Annotated in this window: 15 protein-coding genes; 1 reads left to right on the top strand and 14 read right to left on the bottom strand. The window is 50.3% G+C overall.

Features of this window, described 5'->3' with window-relative positions; translation table 11 throughout:
* Nucleotides 1-56: 56 nt before the first annotated feature.
* On the bottom strand, nucleotides 57-1,397 hold the full coding sequence (gene pmbA / locus D515_RS06785; protein ID WP_002537291.1) for a metalloprotease PmbA: 1,341 nt from the start codon (nucleotides 1,395-1,397) through the stop codon (nucleotides 57-59).
* 137 nt (nucleotides 1,398-1,534) lie between these two features.
* Here pmbA and yjgA point away from each other — a divergent pair, with 137 nt between their 5' ends.
* Nucleotides 1,535-2,065 (top strand): ribosome biogenesis factor YjgA, encoded by a 531-nt coding sequence (yjgA, locus tag D515_RS06780; RefSeq protein ID WP_002537289.1) that lies wholly within the window; start codon nucleotides 1,535-1,537, stop codon nucleotides 2,063-2,065.
* A 44-nt stretch (nucleotides 2,066-2,109) separates the two neighbouring features.
* Here yjgA and tldD read toward each other — a convergent pair whose 3' ends face one another.
* From tldD to D515_RS06715, 13 genes are all read right to left on the bottom strand, one after another.
* Complete coding sequence (gene tldD, locus D515_RS06775; protein WP_002537287.1) at nucleotides 2,110-3,555, bottom strand: metalloprotease TldD; 1,446 nt, start codon at nucleotides 3,553-3,555, stop codon at nucleotides 2,110-2,112.
* An 81-nt stretch (nucleotides 3,556-3,636) separates the two neighbouring features.
* Entirely contained in the window at nucleotides 3,637-4,455 is an 819-nt protein-coding gene (locus tag D515_RS06770) for a carbon-nitrogen hydrolase family protein (protein WP_002537286.1), read from the bottom strand.
* A gap of 3 nt (nucleotides 4,456-4,458) precedes the next feature.
* Nucleotides 4,459-8,334, bottom strand: coding sequence for a YhdP family protein (locus D515_RS06765; RefSeq protein ID WP_002537284.1), 3,876 nt, complete (start codon nucleotides 8,332-8,334; stop codon nucleotides 4,459-4,461).
* Between the two features lie 17 nt (nucleotides 8,335-8,351).
* Nucleotides 8,352-9,821 (bottom strand): ribonuclease G, encoded by a 1,470-nt coding sequence (gene rng, locus D515_RS06760; RefSeq protein ID WP_002537282.1) that lies wholly within the window; start codon nucleotides 9,819-9,821, stop codon nucleotides 8,352-8,354.
* The gene (locus D515_RS06755; protein WP_002537281.1) at nucleotides 9,818-10,405 is read right to left on the bottom strand and encodes a Maf family protein; all 588 of its coding nucleotides are present in this window, start codon (nucleotides 10,403-10,405) and stop codon (nucleotides 9,818-9,820) included. The genes rng and D515_RS06755 overlap by 4 nt, the downstream gene beginning before the upstream one ends.
* Nucleotides 10,406-10,417: 12 nt before the next feature.
* Nucleotides 10,418-10,906: a rod shape-determining protein MreD gene (gene mreD / locus D515_RS06750; protein WP_039849728.1), complete on the bottom strand. Its 489-nt coding sequence runs from the start codon at nucleotides 10,904-10,906 to the stop codon at nucleotides 10,418-10,420.
* Entirely contained in the window at nucleotides 10,899-11,822 is a 924-nt protein-coding gene (mreC, locus tag D515_RS06745) for a rod shape-determining protein MreC (protein ID WP_002537279.1), read from the bottom strand. Before mreC ends, mreD begins: the two co-directional genes overlap by 8 nt.
* A 32-nt stretch (nucleotides 11,823-11,854) precedes the next feature.
* Complete coding sequence (gene mreB, locus D515_RS06740; RefSeq protein WP_002537278.1) at nucleotides 11,855-12,898, bottom strand: rod shape-determining protein MreB; 1,044 nt, start codon at nucleotides 12,896-12,898, stop codon at nucleotides 11,855-11,857.
* 116 nt (nucleotides 12,899-13,014) lie between these two features.
* The gene (locus D515_RS06735) at nucleotides 13,015-16,119 is read right to left on the bottom strand and encodes a DUF6701 domain-containing protein (protein ID WP_039849727.1); all 3,105 of its coding nucleotides are present in this window, start codon (nucleotides 16,117-16,119) and stop codon (nucleotides 13,015-13,017) included.
* Nucleotides 16,116-16,550, bottom strand: a complete 435-nt coding sequence (locus tag D515_RS06730; protein ID WP_039849726.1) for a hypothetical protein — start codon at nucleotides 16,548-16,550, stop codon at nucleotides 16,116-16,118. The genes D515_RS06735 and D515_RS06730 overlap by 4 nt, the downstream gene beginning before the upstream one ends.
* Nucleotides 16,540-17,286 carry a prepilin-type N-terminal cleavage/methylation domain-containing protein gene (locus D515_RS06725; protein WP_002537272.1) on the bottom strand — a complete coding sequence of 249 codons (747 nt, stop codon included), beginning with the start codon at nucleotides 17,284-17,286 and terminating at the stop codon, nucleotides 16,540-16,542. The genes D515_RS06730 and D515_RS06725 overlap by 11 nt, the downstream gene beginning before the upstream one ends.
* Complete coding sequence (locus D515_RS06720; protein WP_002537270.1) at nucleotides 17,286-17,891, bottom strand: type IV pilus modification PilV family protein; 606 nt, start codon at nucleotides 17,889-17,891, stop codon at nucleotides 17,286-17,288. The genes D515_RS06725 and D515_RS06720 overlap by 1 nt, the downstream gene beginning before the upstream one ends.
* The gene (locus D515_RS06715) at nucleotides 17,878-18,339 is read right to left on the bottom strand and encodes a type II secretion system protein (protein ID WP_039849725.1); all 462 of its coding nucleotides are present in this window, start codon (nucleotides 18,337-18,339) and stop codon (nucleotides 17,878-17,880) included. The genes D515_RS06720 and D515_RS06715 overlap by 14 nt, the downstream gene beginning before the upstream one ends.
* Between the last annotated feature and the right edge of the window lie 13 nt (nucleotides 18,340-18,352).

Here is an 18,352-nt window from a genome sequence, read left to right as displayed (position 1 = left end):
CAAAAAAGCCACCGGACTAAGGTGGCTTTATTCTCTCAGCATGTTCAGCGATGCGCTTACTCGCCGCCGACTTTCATTGATTCAATCAGGATTGAGCCGGTCTGGATTTGACTTCGGAACTCCGTATCTGCACCCACTGCCACAATCTGCTTGTACATATCCGCCAGATTACCTGCGATCGTGATTTCACTGACCGGATATTGGATTTCACCATTCTCGACCCAGAAGCCCGCTGCACCACGTGAGTAATCGCCAGTCACGATATTCACACCTTGCCCCATCAACTCGGTCACCATAAGGCCGGTACCCAGTTCTTTCAGCATTTGCTCAAATGACTGGCCAGTGTTTTTCACAAACCAGTTGTGAATACCACCAGCGTGGCCTGTCGGCTGCATGTTCAGCTTACGGGCCGCATAGCTGGTTGCCAGATAGGTTTGCAGCTCACCGCCTTTAATAATATCGAGATCACGAGTCACCAGACCTTCGCTGTCAAACGGTGCACTCGCCATACCTTTCAAAATGTGTGGACGCTCGTTGATCTCAAACCAATCAGGCAGGATCTGATGACCCAGCTTATCCAACAGGAAGGAAGATTTGCGGTAGAGATTGGAACCGCTGATCCCCATTACCAAATGACCAAGCAAGCCGGTTGCCACATCCGCAGCAAACATCACCGGGAACTGCCCTGTTGCCAAGCGGCGCGGTTCCATGCGGGAGAGAGTGCGCTTAGCTGCCTCAATACCCACTTTTTCTGGCGCCCATAGTTCATCTTTGTCACGGGAAACGGTATAGCTGTAATCACGCTCCATACCTTTGCTGTCTTCCGCAATCACGCTGCAGCTGATGCTGTGACGACTGGAGGCATAGCTACCCAGCATGCCATGGCTGTTGCCATAGACGCGCACACCGTAGTGGCTGTCATAGCTCGCACCATCGCTGAATTTGATGCGCTTGTCGTGATCCAGCGCAGCACGCTCAGCAGCAATCGCTTTTTCTGCAGCATGATCCGGCTCTGGCTCATCCGGGTGGAACAGATCCAGATCCGGATAATCAAACGCCATCAGCTCTTTCGGGCCAGGGCCTGAGAACGGGTCTTCCGAGGTATAGTTGGCGATATCTAAAGCCGCTTCAACGGTTTGAGCTATCGCCTTTTCAGATAAATCAGAGGTAGAAGCACTGCCCTTACGGTTGCCGCGATAAACAGTAATACCCAGCGCGCCATCGCTGTTGAACTCGACGTTTTCCACTTCGCACATGCGGGTCGATACACTGATGCCCGTGGTTTTGGTGATTGCTACCTCTGCCGCATCCGCTTTCTTGCCCGCCAACTCCAGCGCACGGGTCACCGCCGCTTCCAGCTCAGTACGTTGCTGAGCAACCTGTTGTTTCACGTCCATAAGGTCTTAAATTAATGAGTGTTGCTGATAAGCATACCACTCGAAAGGGCCGCAATGCTTAAAAAACACCAGCAAAATTCGACATTCTTGATAAGATACGCCGTTATCGAAACCGTCAAACAACCTCGGGAAGAATTATGGGCCGTAAGAACAAACGTGAGCCTTGGGAAGAGGAAGAAGAGATCATTTGGGTCAGCAAGACCGAAATGAAACGTGACATGGAAGAACTGCAGAAGCTGGGCGAAGAGCTGGTTGCTTTAAAACCTTCTGTATTGGCAAAGTTTCCGCTGGACGACGATTTGCGTGCAGCCATTTCTGACGCGCAACGCTTTGATAAAGAAGCCAAGCGCCGTCAAATGCAGTTTATCGGCAAACTGATGCGCGCACGCGATCCTGAGCCTATTCAGGCTGCTTTGGATTTGCTGCGCAACAAGCACAGCCAACAGTCGATTGAGCTGCACAAAATGGAAAAGCTTCGTGATCGCGTCGTCGCAGAAGGTGATGCTGCCATTAACGATGTAGTGGCACAGTACCCAAGTGCTGACCGTCAAAAACTGCGTCAACTAGCCCGTCAGGCGAAGAAAGAGCAGGAAGGCAACAAGCCGCCAAAAGCTTACCGCGAAATCTTCCAGATGCTGAAAACGCTGAAAGCAGAGTCTGAAGACTAAAAAAGCCGGGGTTACCCGGCTTTTTTGTATTTCATCCGCAGCAATTATTCGGTGCCACCGACCGTCATCGCATCCAGCTTAAGAGTTGGCTGACCCACACCAACCGCCACACTTTGACCTGCTTTACCACATACGCCAACACCACGGTCCAGCTTCAGGTCGTTACCGACCATAGACACCTGCTGCATGGCTTCAATACCACTGCCAATAAGCGTCGCGCCTTTTACTGGCGTCGTCACTTTACCGTTTTCGATGAGGTAGGCTTCACTGGTAGAGAACACGAATTTGCCAGAGGTGATATCCACCTGACCGCCGCCAAAGTTAGGGGCATAAAGGCCATATTCCACGCTACTGATGATGTCTTCCGGCGTGCTTTCACCGGCCAGCATGTAAGTGTTGGTCATACGTGGCATTGGCAAATGTGCGTAGGACTCACGACGGCCATTGCCCGTTGGCGCCACACCCATCAGGTGAGCGTTATGTTTGTCCTGCATGTAACCTTTGAGGATGCCGTTTTCAATCAGCACGTTGTACTGTCCCGGCACACCTTCATCGTCAATATTCAGCGAGCCACGGCGATCTTGTAAGGTGCCGTCATCCACGATGGTACAAAGCGGCGAAGTCACCTGCTCATCAATCTGGCCAGTAAACACTGACGACTCTTTACGGTTAAAGTCACCTTCCAGACCGTGGCCCACCGCTTCATGTAGCAATACGCCTGGCCAACCTGCGCCCAGTACCACAGGCATGGTACCAGCCGGCGCACCTTTGGCATGAAGATTCACCAGTGCCTGTCTAACTGCTTCATCGGCATAGTTCATCGCAACGGTTTTACCGTCTTCTTCTGAGGTGAAGTAGGTATAGGCAAAGCGACCACCACCACCGGCAGAGCCGCGCTCACGGCGGCCGTCTTTTTCCACCAGTACGCTGACAGAAAAACGGACCAGCGGTCGGATATCAGCTGCGTAAGTACCGTCTGTCGCTGCAATTAATACCTGCTCATACACGCCCACAATGCTGACAGATACTTCCTGCACCAAAGGTTCTTTGGCGCGGACATAAGCATCGACTTCTTTCAGCAGTGCGATTTTCTCCTCTTTGGACATGCTCTTCAGCGGGTCAATCGCCTGATAGATCATTGGGTATTGGCGTGAAGCAAACGCAGACACTTTTAGCTTTCCGCCTTTGTCTGCGATTCCACGTGCCGCGGTCGCGCTTTGCATCAAAGCATCGGCATTGATCTGGTCTGAATAAGCAAAACCGGTTTTCTCGCCGGTGATAGCTCGGACGCCAACACCACGATCAATGTTGAATGAGCCGTCTTTGATGATCGAATCTTCAAGCACCAGCGATTCGTGCCAGCACGACTGGAAGTAAACATCACCATAGTCGATGTTTCTTGCCGCCAAATGCTCAAGCGTTTGGCTTAATTGACTTTTACTGACACCGGAAAGGTGCAGCATGGTTTCTTCCACGTGTTCCAGGCTCATGAATAAACTGCTCTTTAGCGCTAAAAAAGGAATGTCCCGCAATAAGGTGTATTGCGGGAGAGATATGGGTTCGAGACTGCGCTATTTCATCGCGCATTGCAACCGGGCATGCTGCATGACAGGCATTTTGCTCCGGATTGCACTGTTAGACGCCAAATCGACATCAGCCCATGCCGTGCCAATCTGCTCATTAAGGGTAGTGACCACCTGCCCCCAAGGGTCAACAATCATCGAATGGCCGTAAGTTTCACGCCCGCCTTGGTGACTGCCACATTGCGCTGCGGCTAACACCCAGCATTGGGTTTCAATCGCGCGGGCTCTCAGCAACACTTCCCAATGCGCCGCACCCGTGACTTTCGTAAATGCGGCTGGGACGATAATAATGTCTGCACCGCGCTGGCGAAGCGCTGAATAAAGCTGCGGGAAACGCACGTCGTAGCAGATAGAAAGCCCAAGCGTGCCAAACGGAGTGTCGACCAATACCAAGTTGTCGCCGGACTTGAAAGTATCAGACTCACGGTAACTGCGGTGATTGTCGGCAATGTCGACATCGAACATGTGCAGCTTCTCATAAGAAGCACGAAGGTTACCCGCAGCATCGTACACCAGACAAGTGGTGCTCAAGGTGCCATCGTTATTACGAATGGGGAACGACCCCATGACCAGCCAAATACCGAGTTCAAACGCCAACTGGGAAAGCTTCTTTTGCAACGGCCCATGACCCAGCACTTCAGCGTGCTTGTCATAATCTTCTTTGGTGCCAAACACCAGACAGTTTTCCGGTGTCAGTACCAGTCGCGCACCTTGCGTTTTCAGATGCTTCAGCTGGCCCTCCAGCACTTCCAGGTTTACTTCGGGATCCATCCCTGAATTCATTTGTACGACGCCAAATTTGGTCATTACTCATTGCTCCTTCTGCTGTTCCCGCAAGCGCTTGGTGGCCTGCTCAGGTAACGTCACTTCGCCTGTACTGCGCGAAACTTCCCTGACGACGGGATCATCAATGGCCCCGGTTACCTGATATCGAACCTGTGTGAACGCGTCTACGACCGGCGAAAGTACTGTGGTGACTGCCAATACATAGAGTGCGGTTTGAGGGGTGACAGCAAATGCGGTTAAAACCGGAATCCCGGAGGTCAAATCAGGCACGAATCTGACGTCCGCATTAACCTGATTTTTCGCAAGATTTGCTATCCCTCTAATAAACATATCACCTGCGAGCGCATTCATCTGGATATTATCCGTGACAATCACCCCGTTAGTGATTGAGGCACTGCCGCTGATCTCATCAAAAGCAAGACCGTCCTCAAACACACCGGTAAAGTCGAGCTGCATTTTCCGCAAGATGGAATCCAGGCTGAACAGACCAAGCAATCGGCCTGCGCCACCCACACCGCTGATGTAACCATCCTCGATTTTGGTTTCGAGCATGCCGTCCAGAGTCTCAACATTCACCGACCATGGCGCACCGTCAAAGCTGAGTTCGCCAGAGGTTTTCACTGTCGCGTCCTGAATACCGCCAGTCACGGCAAAGCGTCCCATCAGATCGCTACTGTTTTTCGCGGACACATCGAAACTCAATTCAGAATGGTTAAACCCTTTTTCTGAGATGGACCAATCACCATTGGCACGAATACGGGTACCACCGCTGTCGATGGAAAACTTCGGCATGGTGATGGTTTGACCGCGCTTAAGCAGCTGGGTTTCAACTTTGCCGACACGATATCCCTGCAGCCAGAGCTCTTTCACTGTCAAATCGGTTGAAGGGATATAATGCATCAGAGCGCGGTCGACATCATTGGCTAACCGGGTACCTTTGCGTTCACGCTCTTCTTCCGGTTGCTCTTTATCTAGGTCGATATTGAGGAATAAGTGCTCGATAGAGACAGTGAGAAATTTATCTTCATCCCACCATGCGTCACCCGCTAACTCTTCACTCCCTACCAAGACATGGAAGCCGTCGCTTTTCTTACGCGCCGCCATCGAGAAGTTATTGAATACCAACTCCCCCGCCTTCACCTGTTCGGCTTTGACATTAAGTCGTGAAGGATTGGGCAAGACGACAGGGAACGAGCCTTTCGATTCACGATGCGCAGCTTCGGCTTTTGCCACCACATCTTTCCAGGCATGGAGATCCAGAACAGGCACATCAATACTGACCGCATTCCCCGTCAGTGGCTGCAGAGAAAGTTCCCCTTCACCAATCACAGTGCGGCTTTTGGTCACTACGGGGAGCTCGCCGCTGATATCGATATTGGCTTGATACTTCACGTTTGGCAGCTCTACCTGCCCTACCAGACTTTGCGCATCACCAGAGGCTTTCATGCTCCCCTGACCTTTGATGAAAGAGGGCTTATCCAGAGGAGACGGCAAGTTAAAATCTAAGGTCGTCAGATCGGCATCGAGCTTCACGTCATAGGTAAAGCCGACATCTTTCAGTGCAATGCCAACATTCAAGTCCCATGCAGATTTCCCCTCAATGAAGGACATATCTGGCTGATCCAACGCAGCCTTGAGCTTGTCTGCTTCCCAGTTACCATCAATATCAATGTTAACCAGATAATTATCGGACTCTGTTTCACCTTTAAACCCGATATTGATGGGCTGCTTCAATAAGTTAGCTTTGAGCTTTTTCGTCCACACCACATCATTATCAAATTTGATGGTGCCGCTGACTTTCTCAAAGGTCATTTCAGGGCTAACGATGGAGACGGTGCTGTTTTTCAATGACGCCTGACCTTTTGCCAGCACATCATCCCCATTGAGCGGGATATTCAGTGAAATCTTTCCATTCACCTTTCCATCAACCTGGACATGGGTCAGTGCAGCACCGACAGAATCGACAAGCGATGTTGCCAGCATATAATCACGCAGATCAGTCCCACTTGAGGCGATATTGGCGTCAATCAAGAGCACACTGTTGTCATCGCTGAAAGAGGGGATTTCCCCTTTCAAACCGTAACCGCGGGCCCCCATCAGTCCGACGTTGGACGCATCAAGATACAGCGCATCGTTTTGGAACAGCAGATCCAGTTCCAAATCTGTCAGCGCCGGCCATTGAGTATCAAAGCTGAACTGCCCATTTTTGAGCGGCACATAAGCCTGAAAAATGCCCTGATGTTCGAGGTACGGGAAGGTTTCAAAGTCGCCATACCACACTAGCTTGGCGTGATCAGCCTGCCCTCCACGAATCGCCGCAGAGAGGTAATCGGTAAGCTCTTCATCGAGTGCCAAGGCGGGTAAATACCGCCATGTCTGGCCAGCATTGTTCAGACTGGCTTCAGCATAGAAAGCGAGCCAGGAACTGCGGTCATCAAACGGAATATCCAGACGGAACTCGCCCACTACATCCAGATGAGGCGAGCGCACAGCCACGCTGTCAGACCAGATAGTCACGCTATCTTCATGCATCTGCCAGTAGCCAACCACATTACCCTGTTCAATGTTGAGCGGTGCCTGAAAGAAGTCGCCATACGGCAGGATGTCGTCAGTCATTGCCAGCGTGACCTTGCCGTTTTGACCCACACCTGCCACAGTCAAATCCAGTTTGTGCACTTCCGGCAAGTAGGTCCAATGCTTGAAGCCAACGTTTTTCAAGACTGCAGAGTAGTGAACCTCACCGCCTTTTTGTTGCTCAATGCGAATATCCTGCGCCATGCCTTTCGGCGCCAATTCATTGATGGCGTTTTCCACCCCTTTGGGCAGCGCGACCAACTCTCGAAGGGGGAGCAACAACTGCACGTCAAAGTAGCCAAGGTTCACCCGCCAAGCGTCATCGTTGATATCTGCTCGCAGGTTCGGCTCTGGCCAGAGTTTGCCATCGGTTTTAATCGCGAAGTTATCAGTGGCGATATGCCAACCATCGCCGGATTGCTCGACCAGAAGCTGTCCGCGCTGAATATTGACCGATTGCGTACTGCTGCCCTGGCTTTGTAGTGCTGGAGCATTCGGGAACCACGCGATATCACTGTTATTCACACTGATAAGTGCAGAACGGGCTTCGCCTTTTTCTACTGTCAGCCAGGCTTCACCGCCGACTTTTGCCATCGCCAGCGATACGTCTGGGTTAACGAATTTGCTGATCCAGCTTTTCAGCGAGACATCGTCCGCCTTAACGTAAAACTCACCATCGAGTGAACCTAGCCCGTTGTTTTCAGTAAACACCCCTTGAACATAAAGCTTATTGAGTGATGTCCCCTGAACACTCACCACACCTTGAACATGGTGAGTCCCTGTGCGGTTGTCCCAAAGCAGGGAGTTAATATCAATGGTTTTGCGCTCTTCAGACGGCGACAGCAGGGTCACTTTGGCGTCGTGAATAGCAAACTGACCCAGCCCGACCAGAAACAGACGCTCCAGCTGAGATTTCAGACTCTCATTACTTTTGTTGTCACGCTCTGGAAGTTGAGTGAGATCGACGTTAAGCCCGGTGATCGTCACGTTAGAGAACGTCGGCTCCCGGCGCTGTAATGTCGCCCAAAGATCGAACTGCATGTCGATGCTTTCAGCCGTCAGAATTTCCAGATGGGAAGTTTCAGTAGAAAGTGTCAGATCGTGCAAAGACAAAGAAGGCACCAGATAACGCCAGTGCCCTTTGAAGGTAGAAAAGTCGATGGTAAAGCCAGAGGTATCACTTGCCCAACGCTGTATCGGCGCTTTAGCCGCATCCAAGTTGGGCAATACAACACGCATGGCCGCGGTAAATACCGCAGCACTAACCAGTAAAACAACGAGTAGCCATTTCACCGTCACTGCTAAGCGTTGAGCAAATTTCGCCATGAAAAGAACGGTCTCGCTTACATCATCACTACATCAAACTGCTCTTGGGTATACAGCGGCTCTACATGCACTTTTACTTGTTTACCAATGAAGACTTCAAGCTCCGCTACTGCGTGTGATTCTTCACCTTCCAGCGCTTCGCCCACAGACGGTGACGCATACACCACAAACTTGTCGGCATCATACGCACGGTTCACCCGGGTAATTTCGCGTAAAATTTCGTAGCAAACCGTTTCCACCGTCTTCACTGAACCACGACCTTCACAGGTTGGACATTGGCCACACAATACGTGCTCAATGCTTTCGCGCGTGCGCTTACGGGTCATCTCCACCAAACCAAGTTGAGTGAAGCCATTGATATTGGTTTTCACACGATCTTTCGACAACGCCTGCTCAAGTGACTGCAATACACGCTGGCGGTGTTCTTCCGAGCTCATATCGATAAAGTCGATGATGATAATGCCGCCGAGGTTACGAAGGCGAAGTTGTCGCGCGATGGCACGGGTAGCTTCAGTGTTGGTGTTGAAGATGGTCTCTTCAAGGTTACGTCGACCCACAAACGCGCCGGTGTTGATATCCACCGTGGTCATGGCTTCGGTTTGGTCGATAATCAGGTAGCCACCAGATTTCAGCTCCACTTTACGATCAAGTGAGCGCTGAATTTCATTCTCGGTGTCATACATATCGAAGATGGGCTGCTCGCCGGTGTAGAGCTCAAGTTTGTCAGACAGTTCTGGCACAAACTCTTCAGTAAACTCCCGAAGCGCTTCCATTGCCGTACGGGAATCGACACGGATAATGTTGAGCTCAGTACCGACAAAATCACGCAAAATACGCTGGGCCAAACCCAATTCACCATAAAGCATCGACTTGGAAGGACGCTTGGCACGACGCTCCAGCACCTTGTTCCAAAGACGTTTTAGAAAAGCCGCATCCTGAGCCATCTCCTGATCAGACGCGCCTTCTGCCGCGGTGCGGATAATAAAGCCGCCTAGGTCATCACAGTAGTCAGACACGATATTCTTCAGGCGCTCGCGCTCTTCTTCACTTTCAATGCGCTGAGACACGCCCACATGTGCTGCGCCTGGCATAAACACCAAGTAGCGGGAAGGTAAGGTGATGTCCGTAGTCAGGCGCGCGCCTTTGGTACCCAGCGGGTCTTTCACCACCTGCACCACAATATCCTGCCCCTGGCGAACCAGCTCAGAAATATCGCGTACCTGAAATTGCTGCTTTTCGTTTTCAGCCACACATTCAGTGTGAGGAACAATGTCAGAGGCGTGCAGGAATGCTGCTTTATCAAGACCAATATCGACGAAAGCCGCCTGCATACCTGGCAGTACACGGCTCACTTTGCCTTTATAGATGTTGCCAACAATGCCGCGCTTCGCTTCGCGCTCAATATGCACTTCCTGCAGATTACCCGCCTCAATCATGGCGACACGGGTTTCTGAAGGCGTCACGTTAATCAATAACTCTGCGTTCATAGGTTTTTACCGCTTAATTTTTGGAATTCTTTTAACAGAGTATCTGTTTCGTAAAGTGGCAGACCGACCACAGCATGATAACTGCCGTCAATTCGGGTCACGAACCGGCCGCCAAGCCCCTGAATCGCATAGCTTCCTGCTTTGTCGCAAGGTTCGCCGCTATGCCAGTAGGTTTCGATTTCTTCGTCACTCAGGGGTTTAAACCATACATTAGTTGTGACCAGAGTGGTCAGGGAATGGTTCCGATCTGCCAACGTCACAGCCGTCATCACCTGATGTTGGCGATCAGACAGCTGGCGCAGCATGGTTAGCGACGCATCTAGGTCTGCGGGTTTTTCCATTACTTTACCGTCACAGACAACGATGGTGTCTGAGCCCAGCACTGGCAGGTCAACAGGCGCGACATTGACGCCGGCTTTTGCCTTATCGAGGGATAAACGGCGGACATAGTCCGCCGCTTGTTCATGAGGCTGGCGCTGTTCTTCAACGTCAACACGTAAAATCTCAAACTGGACAGAGAGTTGTTCCAGCAGCGCCTTTCTTCGAGGTGAGGCAGACGCGAGATAAAGTTGAAGATCTGCCATGGTTTCTCCAGATTACTTAATCGAAAACTGACGGCGCACCCGTCGTAGCAGCAAAAACAGCCAAGGCCATAATAAGAAGTTAAGCAAACCCGCCCATAGCTGCGCTGGGTCGAACTGGACATTGGACACCAAGTACTCCGCCCAAAACTCTAGCACTTTTCCTGCCAACGTCAGCAAAGACAAGAGTGCTGCCTGTTGCCAGAGCGACATATTACGCAGCATCTGGAAGTTCAGTGCGACGATATAAACCAGCACTGACATCATCAAGCCGCGCACACCGAGAGTGGAGCCCAGCATTAAATCCCAGAGCAAACCAACCACCAGCGCCGTACCGACATTCACGCGGTGTGGCAGCGCCAGCACCCAGTAGAAAGCCACCAACAAGACCCAGGATGGGCGAAATGGCGCAAGCTCACCCGGCCACGGCGCGGCCTGAAGTATCAGTGCGATAATAAACGATAGCCAGATAAGCGCACGGCCACGCATGCTTGAATTAGCCATTGCTTACCTCTTCGGTTTGTTCTTCAGCCGTTGATGGTTGGGCATCTTCACTTGCAGGTGTTTGCCCTTCCTCTTCAACCACTTCTTCTTTCTCAACGTCAGTTGGCCACACCAGCAGCAAATATCTCAAACGGTCAAACTGCACTTCTGGCTTGGCATCGACCTGCGCAAATGGGCGTTTGTTGTCAAAAGAGAACGACGTGACTCTCGCCACCGGATAGCCTTCAGGGAATACACCACCCAAGCCAGACGTGACCAGCATGTCGCCCGGTTCAATGTCCGTGCTACTTGGAATGTTTTCCAGCTGGATATTGTCGTTGTCACCGCGACCTGAAGCGATAACACGAATATCGTTACGCACCACCTGAACTGGAATCGCATGGGTTGGGTCAGTGATAAGCAGTACACGGCTATTGTGAGCACCGACATAAGAAACTTGCCCTACGATGCCTCGCTCGTTAATCACCGGCTGGCCTTCGTAAACCCCGTTTGTGCGCCCTTTATCAATCATCACCTGATGTTTGTAAGGGTCAGAGTCTACTGCCATCACTTCTGCCACCATTTTGCGCTCATCACGCACAAACGGAGAACCCAGTAGCTCGCGCAGACGCTGATTTTCTTGCTCCAGTTGATCCAGAATCAACTGTCCGCTTCGCAGTAGCAGCACCTCTTCTTTGAGCTTGGTGTTATCAATCAACAACTGTTGGTGCGAAGTGAACTGACGGAAGACGTTATCGAGCAGGTCACGCGGCACGTTCGATGCGTATTGCAACGGCGCGACCAGCGAGTTCAGCAAATAACGGAAATTGGTGAAGGCACCCAAACGACTATCAGCCAGCATAAGGCTGGCTGATATTAAAAGAGCGAAGAACAGGCGTAATTGTAGCGATGGCCCACGGCCAAAAATTGGTTTCATTCAGTTACAACCTGTTTGTTGATGGAAGAAGATCAATCTTCGCTGAACAGATCGCCACCGTGCATGTCGATCATTTCCAGCGCTTTACCACCACCACGTGCAACACAGGTCAGCGGCTCTTCAGCAACAACAACCGGAATGCCGGTTTCTTCAGTCAGCAGACGGTCAAGGTCACGAAGCAGTGCACCACCACCAGTCAATACCATACCACGCTCAGAGATGTCAGATGCCAGCTCTGGCGGACACTGTTCCAGTGCAACCATCACAGCAGACACGATACCTGTCAGCGGCTCTTGTAACGCTTCCAGAATTTCGTTGGAATTCAGCGTAAAGCTACGTGGCACACCTTCTGCGAGGTTACGACCGCGCACTTCGATTTCACGCACTTCATCACCTGGGTAAGCAGAGCCGATTTCGTGCTTAATGCGCTCAGCCGTTGCTTCACCAATCAAGCTGCCGTAGTTACGACGCACATAGTTGATGATGGACTCGTCAAAGCGGTCACCACCGATACGTACAGAAGATGAGTAAACCACACCGTTCAGAGAGATAACGGCAACTTCCGTCGTACCACCACCGATATCGACCACCATAGAACCGGTCGCTTCAGACACCGGCAGACCTGCACCGATTGCCGCCGCCATTGGCTCGTCAATCAAATACACTTCACGCGCGCCCGCACCCAGTGCAGATTCACGGATTGCACGACGCTCAACTTGAGTAGAACCACAAGGAACTGCCACCAGCACGCGAGGACTAGGACGCATAAAGCTGTGGTCGTGAACGGTTTTGATGAAGTGCTGCAGCATCTTCTCAGTCACGTAGAAGTCAGCGATAACGCCGTCTTTCATTGGACGAATAGCTGCGATGTTTCCTGGCGTACGGCCCAGCATTTGTTTTGCTTCATGACCGACTGCCGCGACGCTTTTTGGTGAGCCTGCACGATCTTGACGAATTGCGACAACAGAAGGTTCATCCAGAACGATCCCTTGCCCTTTTACATAGATGAGAGTGTTAGCTGTTCCCAGATCGATAGACAGATCGTTAGAGAACATGCCACGAAGTTTCTTAAACATAATCTTCGGTTAATCCTGCAAGCGTTAAAATTCTTCAAATTCCGCTAAATGTACCAACGCTGACGGGGCGCGGCAAGGTGATGATCTACAAACCTGAATGAGATCTGTCTTTTTTTTCATTCCCCTGTCAATGTGATGTTTTTTTCACCTTTATAGATGACACGATCACTTCCCCGGTAAAACCCAAAGGTTCCTATCGCGCTGGGATCATCATCAAATTGCGTACCCTGCCAATTATGTTGCAACCAGGTTTGTGGTGCAGCGCTGCCGATCGCCCTATCAAGCCTCTGCCAGTAACGGAACTGCTCCCGGTTTAAATTGCCATTTTGAACCGGAGCCTTCACAACAAACTCGGAGCGGCCATTTTCGACAGTTTTCGTGTTGATGGTATTGCCTGCATCATCTTTCAGTGAAATCTTAGCCTGCTGATTAGCATCTGGACTTGAACTAAACAGCACTTCCTTTTCACCAATCGTTGTCGAGACAAATGAGGCGTTATCTCGGGTGTTGGTGACAAATCTCGAACCATCAAAGACTTCGACGGCAACAGGCATGATTTGTTCAGAAGAGAAATCATGGGTTTCAGTGAAACCTTCGATACGCATACGCCCGAACATGAATTCCTCCTTAGCAAACTCCGCACCAGCGATAGAAGATCCCTCCTCTCCTGCAGGCTTAATCACTCTTATTTCACACCCGGCTTCATTTTGAACATCGCAAAACCTGAAATCGGTACCATCTATATCTGGCTTACTCACGCCTACAGCAAAATAAAGCGGTCTAAATGGAGCTTCTGGCGCACTGTCTTTATCAACCCGCATTCGAATATTCTGAGTAAGCGACAGCTGACTTGTACCATCGTTGCCCGCTCTCCAATTCGTTTTAGAAGGACGCGTCCAACGTGAAGAGAGATCATCACCGGCAATAGGGTTGCTCGACACTGGCTTAATCACCCAGTCTTCAAAGCCTGCTTTGTAAGCATCGCCGAACAGGTGGTAATTCTTGACCGGCTTATTCCCGGCAGTCATCGCATAAACCGTGTATTGACCATCAAACGGCTGATTGAGGTAAGTAAAACCATCACCGCCACTGTCTTCACTGGCAGTGATAGCAGAAGTCAAACTGCCAGAAACAGAGAAGTGGGAGGGATAAAAACGTCCTAATGGTCTTTCACCTGGATTGACTGTCATATCGAGGTAATTTGCTGCCAGCTTTGAACGAACTCCAAATGCGCCGACTTCATCAACTGAGACATCTACAAATCGATAACGAACGTTGTTTACATCACTCGCATTATTCGTTTCTGTATGCGCAAGCGGAACGATGCCAGTTATAGCCGCATTACTTCCGTTGGCTGGCGTGACGATATAGGCAGTTTCATCTAATGTCACTGTGGCAGCAGGCGCATTTTGATGCCAAAAGCTCGGTGTTGTAGCTCGCCCACAGAAATTTGGTTTGAGCGGAACGACGCCGCCATTAGTCAGTGCGGTTCCTGTCAAATCTCCGCTTTGCCATACGACAGGTTTCAATGTAGCGGTAAATGGGTTTCCAGCTTTGACAAAAGCCTTCTGGCTCGACACATCAGAGAGTGATGGTAAACTGCCGCAAACAGCAAAAGTATATGGGCGCGCATGCAAAGAGATATCCCCATTTAATAGTCTGCTTTCAACACCTTTCGAATCTTCTTCAACTTCAGTGGGGCTATCGCTGCTGGTAGCATTTGCACTTTGGACTTCAGAGATGGGAATAGAGAGCACACCTGCATCAGAATAATTTAAGGTCAGTGCATCTTTTGCTACACCTTTGGAAAATTCCACGTCGATGGTTCGCGCACCTACAATTCCATTTACCGACGGTTTATGTGGTGCTCTTGTAGAGGTGTAGTTGGGTTGCTGATAGCTGGCATTCCCAACACTCAGTTGTTTTGTCCCATCATATTCAGGGATAGGCGTAGGGTCACAATCACCATATACCGCTTCAATGGTTAGTTTCTCTGGTTTTCCAGCCACCATTTTTAATGGCGAGGGAGAAAAGCGGAATCCGCCTGCAGTGAAAGTGTAATTGCCAGAGTCTTCGGACTCCAGTTCACCTGTCTTGTCAGACTTGAACGAGGCAACTACTTTGACGGTACCAACCGCTTTGTTTTGAAGCCAAAGTTTTCTCTGTCCGTTGTTCAGATTGACAGCCCTCACTGGACCATTGCTGCAGGTTCCATCTGCACTCGTCGCCCAGCAGGCAGTATCTAAGAAGTTAGTTGCGGAAGCAGTAAGCTCTCCTGAAATTTCACTCTGAGTTTCACCTTCATCATTGGTTATTTTGAAGGTGACAGGGATTCGGGAGCATGCATTTGTAGAGGCAAGTAGAGGGTCAATTTTAAGATTATGGCTATCGAGAAAGCCGCCAAATTTAATTATGGAACGGTTTGCAAGTTCCAGCGACTTTGCGGTAATAGCCCCATAAATAGTTGTTCCCCATGAACTTCCATCTAAGGAGCCAGCTAATTTGACAGACCCAACAGAATAGACATAGCCATGCAAAACGGAGTCTGCTCCAATGTGGGCACTATAGTGATCATTACCACTCTCTCTCTCATGCACCCAAAAAATAACGTTTTGGGAATCCCCCTGAACATTAAACTTTACATTGTTCCCTAACTTTAAACTGTTGACGTGTATTTCAATCGGCCCTGTAACCGTAGCGCTAACATACTGGTTTAAAACCAAATCACCAAAGTAGTAGACTCCAGGTTCGAAAGTGGCGGTACTGTACTGCCCCAATGTTAGTTTCGTATAGTTGGCTGTATCACTATTAAAACTATGATGCGCATATTGAGTGCCATCCAATGGATAGGTAATTTCATCTAAATTTCCCCCCTGACTCTTTGGTTTCAGGACTTTCAAGCCTTTGTCTGCCGCAAACTCTCCGGTGTTAACGCAATCATTTTGAATAGCCCCCCCAAAGGCATTGCATGTTGAGGGGTGTTGATGGAAAAGCTCTTCAAACCCTACCCGAACAGGATTTTCTTCTGGCTGGTATATTGTTGAATTTGAGTTAATTTGAAGGCAGCTCGTTGCTGGGAGCTGGTTATTCTGACCACAGTTGTTCGCATATCCAATGATGTTTGGGGCCTGCGCTGGGCCGGGGAAATAAATACCATTAGACGAAGCCCAAAGTATCGAGGTGAATAGCAGGGAACCAATTGCCAATAAGATCCTCATCATTCGAGCCCCCTAGCCCAACTCTCTTGCACTCGCACAACCTGATGCGCACCGCTACCGCATTGCCCCTTGCTCTCAATGTGATATTGCACAAACTCACCTACATCAATGGCTTCACAGGCCACTGAAACCGAACAGCCACGAAGGCCAGCAGAACTAAAACTCGTTACGACAGGTGTTTCGCTGCATGTTGCTGCAGGTAGGTTGTTAGTATCTTTGGCCAGCGGAAATAGCCTCGCCATCGCCATTTCAGTACCACTATTAGCCGCAAGCCAGGCGCGTGTACCCAATACTTCACGGGTCGTGGTATCACTTTGTGAGGTGGTGATTTGCATCAGCGCTGCACCAAGTGCCGCCAACGCAGTCATTGCGAAAACCGCAACAATGAGCATGCTGCCTTTTTGGCGTTTGGAAGATGTAGCTTTATGGTGCATTGAGAACCTGCACTTGTTGGTTGTAGACCGAAGACTCACCGGATTGGCGGAACTTGTAGGTGATATTGATTAGGTTACCGCTGGCTAAAGATGTGGTGCCCAAATTAAATCCGCTGCCGGCAGCAATGTTCATTGCCAAGGTTGTACTGTTCTGAGTGCCATTGTTGATACGACGTCGAAGCTCACCGTTTTCAAAGCAGAAATTGACCGAATTTTCGTAGATATAAAAACGACGGGAGGGTGACTCAGCAGGCCAAGGGTTAGCGGCCGTTTTTGAGGTCGTTATTGTAGTGCCTGCAACACCAGTAATGAGATAGCTGTTATCACCAATCAAGTCTGATGGTGATGATGGCAAGAACACAATGCGATGATTCCCATCATTTACCTTGTTTTGCCAATTGGTCTCTTTGGTTGAAAGCACTGCATCAAGTGTATTTTCTCCCTCCACCAACTGATGGTAGGTGCCTGTATAACGAATCGGTGTAAACACCATACAGTCTCCACCAGCATAAACAGCAAGGCTGTTTGGCACCGCATGTCGCAGCTCTCGACCTACCCGCTCAACCGCAAAACGGGCTTCAGATTGCAGGGCTTCACGGTTTCGTGATTCCACATAGCCCGATGCGCTGGATTCGATAAAACCAAAGATACCAACCGAAACAATAGCCAGAATCGTCAGGGTGACGATTAGCTCGACCAGCGTAAATCCGCGAGATCTACGGGTAAACAAAGCCATCAGAAATTACTCCGATAGGCAGTGAAGTCATACCGGCCAAAACTGCCGGTATCGACGTACAGGTCGATGCGTTTATAGAGCCTGGCGTTATTGGTGCTGTCCGCAAAAGTACTGCTGTCGTACTCGACATTGATATCGACAGTGAAGCCTTTGTAATCTGCCGACGAAGCGCCAACCAGAGCACTCAAATCACCTCTGTGGGTTCGAGTGCAGGCAGAGCTTCCTCCCCAGCACCCGATATAGTCTTCGACAGCGACAAAACCCGTCCCTGCTGAAAGTGGAGAGGAACAGGTTTGAATAGGATTCGGTGCAACAATACCCAGCGCCAAAACCGCATCAGCGTCTTCATCACAGCGCCAGCGACTGCCGTTGGGGTCGGATTCTTTATCAAACTGACGTGCCAGGATCTCATTCATCACCGCTTGCCCTAACGCTGCCGCGCGGGCTTCGTAATGCGGATTGGCAGATTTGGCGAACATAGGGAAAAGGGTGGTACTGAGCAGCACCATGGCAACGCCAAATACGACGATGCCAATCACTAATTCCACCAGCGTGTAGCCACGCTGATGGTTTGAAATTCGATAAGATTTTTCAGCTACAGGCATAGAAATAGCCCTCGCTGTTTAAGCAAATTTTGGCTTCTGCACTGCCTTGGGAGAAGGAGAACTCGCACCGCTCAGAAGTGCAAAGGCGGCCACCTACTGAATTTACCGGGCGTCCTAACAAATCAAAATAAATCGTTTGAGCGGGTGAAATTCGCACCTTTGAGTCGGACAAATCCACCACATCACTGCGGTTATCACCAAAACCACAGGCTGAGTTGCTACTGCCCCCCATTCGGGAGGCAGTAACGTGCAGGGCATTGCAGACAGAAGAAGGGCTCTCCTGCTGCATCGCCCTGAGCTGGACTTGTCTGGCGACAGATAAGCCCGTATCCCGCGCACTGGTCACTGAAAAAGCCTCAGAACCCGACAGGCGCGGAGCGGCAAACACACTAATAATGCCGAGGATCACCATGACTGTGATCAGCTCGATTAGGGTGAAACCCTTCATTTAGAGATCAACT

The organism is Grimontia indica, assembly GCF_000333895.2.
GTDB classification, from domain to species: Bacteria; Pseudomonadota; Gammaproteobacteria; order Enterobacterales; family Vibrionaceae; genus Enterovibrio; species Enterovibrio indicus.
Note: the sequence above shows the minus strand (reverse complement) of the source record. Positions and strands in the feature narration are given on the sequence as shown.

What these genes read in the sequence shown, in the direction of transcription:
- D515_RS06730 (WP_039849726.1), bottom strand. Translation starts at nt 16,550, where the DNA reads ATGCACCATAAAGCTACATCTTCCAAACGCCAAAAAGGCAGCATGCTC.
- D515_RS06755 (WP_002537281.1), bottom strand. Translation starts at nt 10,405, where the DNA reads ATGGCAGATCTTCAACTTTATCTCGCGTCTGCCTCACCTCGAAGAAAG.
- yjgA (WP_002537289.1), top strand. Translation starts at nt 1,535, where the DNA reads ATGGGCCGTAAGAACAAACGTGAGCCTTGGGAAGAGGAAGAAGAGATC.
- pmbA (WP_002537291.1), bottom strand. Translation starts at nt 1,397, where the DNA reads ATGGACGTGAAACAACAGGTTGCTCAGCAACGTACTGAGCTGGAAGCG.
- D515_RS06770 (WP_002537286.1), bottom strand. Translation starts at nt 4,455, where the DNA reads ATGACCAAATTTGGCGTCGTACAAATGAATTCAGGGATGGATCCCGAA.
- mreB (WP_002537278.1), bottom strand. Translation starts at nt 12,898, where the DNA reads ATGTTTAAGAAACTTCGTGGCATGTTCTCTAACGATCTGTCTATCGAT.
- D515_RS06765 (WP_002537284.1), bottom strand. Translation starts at nt 8,334, where the DNA reads ATGGCGAAATTTGCTCAACGCTTAGCAGTGACGGTGAAATGGCTACTC.
- mreC (WP_002537279.1), bottom strand. Translation starts at nt 11,822, where the DNA reads ATGAAACCAATTTTTGGCCGTGGGCCATCGCTACAATTACGCCTGTTC.
- tldD (WP_002537287.1), bottom strand. Translation starts at nt 3,555, where the DNA reads ATGAGCCTGGAACACGTGGAAGAAACCATGCTGCACCTTTCCGGTGTC.
- D515_RS06725 (WP_002537272.1), bottom strand. Translation starts at nt 17,286, where the DNA reads ATGGCTTTGTTTACCCGTAGATCTCGCGGATTTACGCTGGTCGAGCTA.
- rng (WP_002537282.1), bottom strand. Translation starts at nt 9,821, where the DNA reads ATGAACGCAGAGTTATTGATTAACGTGACGCCTTCAGAAACCCGTGTC.
- D515_RS06735 (WP_039849727.1), bottom strand. Translation starts at nt 16,119, where the DNA reads ATGATGAGGATCTTATTGGCAATTGGTTCCCTGCTATTCACCTCGATA.
- D515_RS06715 (WP_039849725.1), bottom strand. Translation starts at nt 18,339, where the DNA reads ATGAAGGGTTTCACCCTAATCGAGCTGATCACAGTCATGGTGATCCTC.
- mreD (WP_039849728.1), bottom strand. Translation starts at nt 10,906, where the DNA reads ATGGCTAATTCAAGCATGCGTGGCCGTGCGCTTATCTGGCTATCGTTT.
- D515_RS06720 (WP_002537270.1), bottom strand. Translation starts at nt 17,891, where the DNA reads ATGCCTGTAGCTGAAAAATCTTATCGAATTTCAAACCATCAGCGTGGC.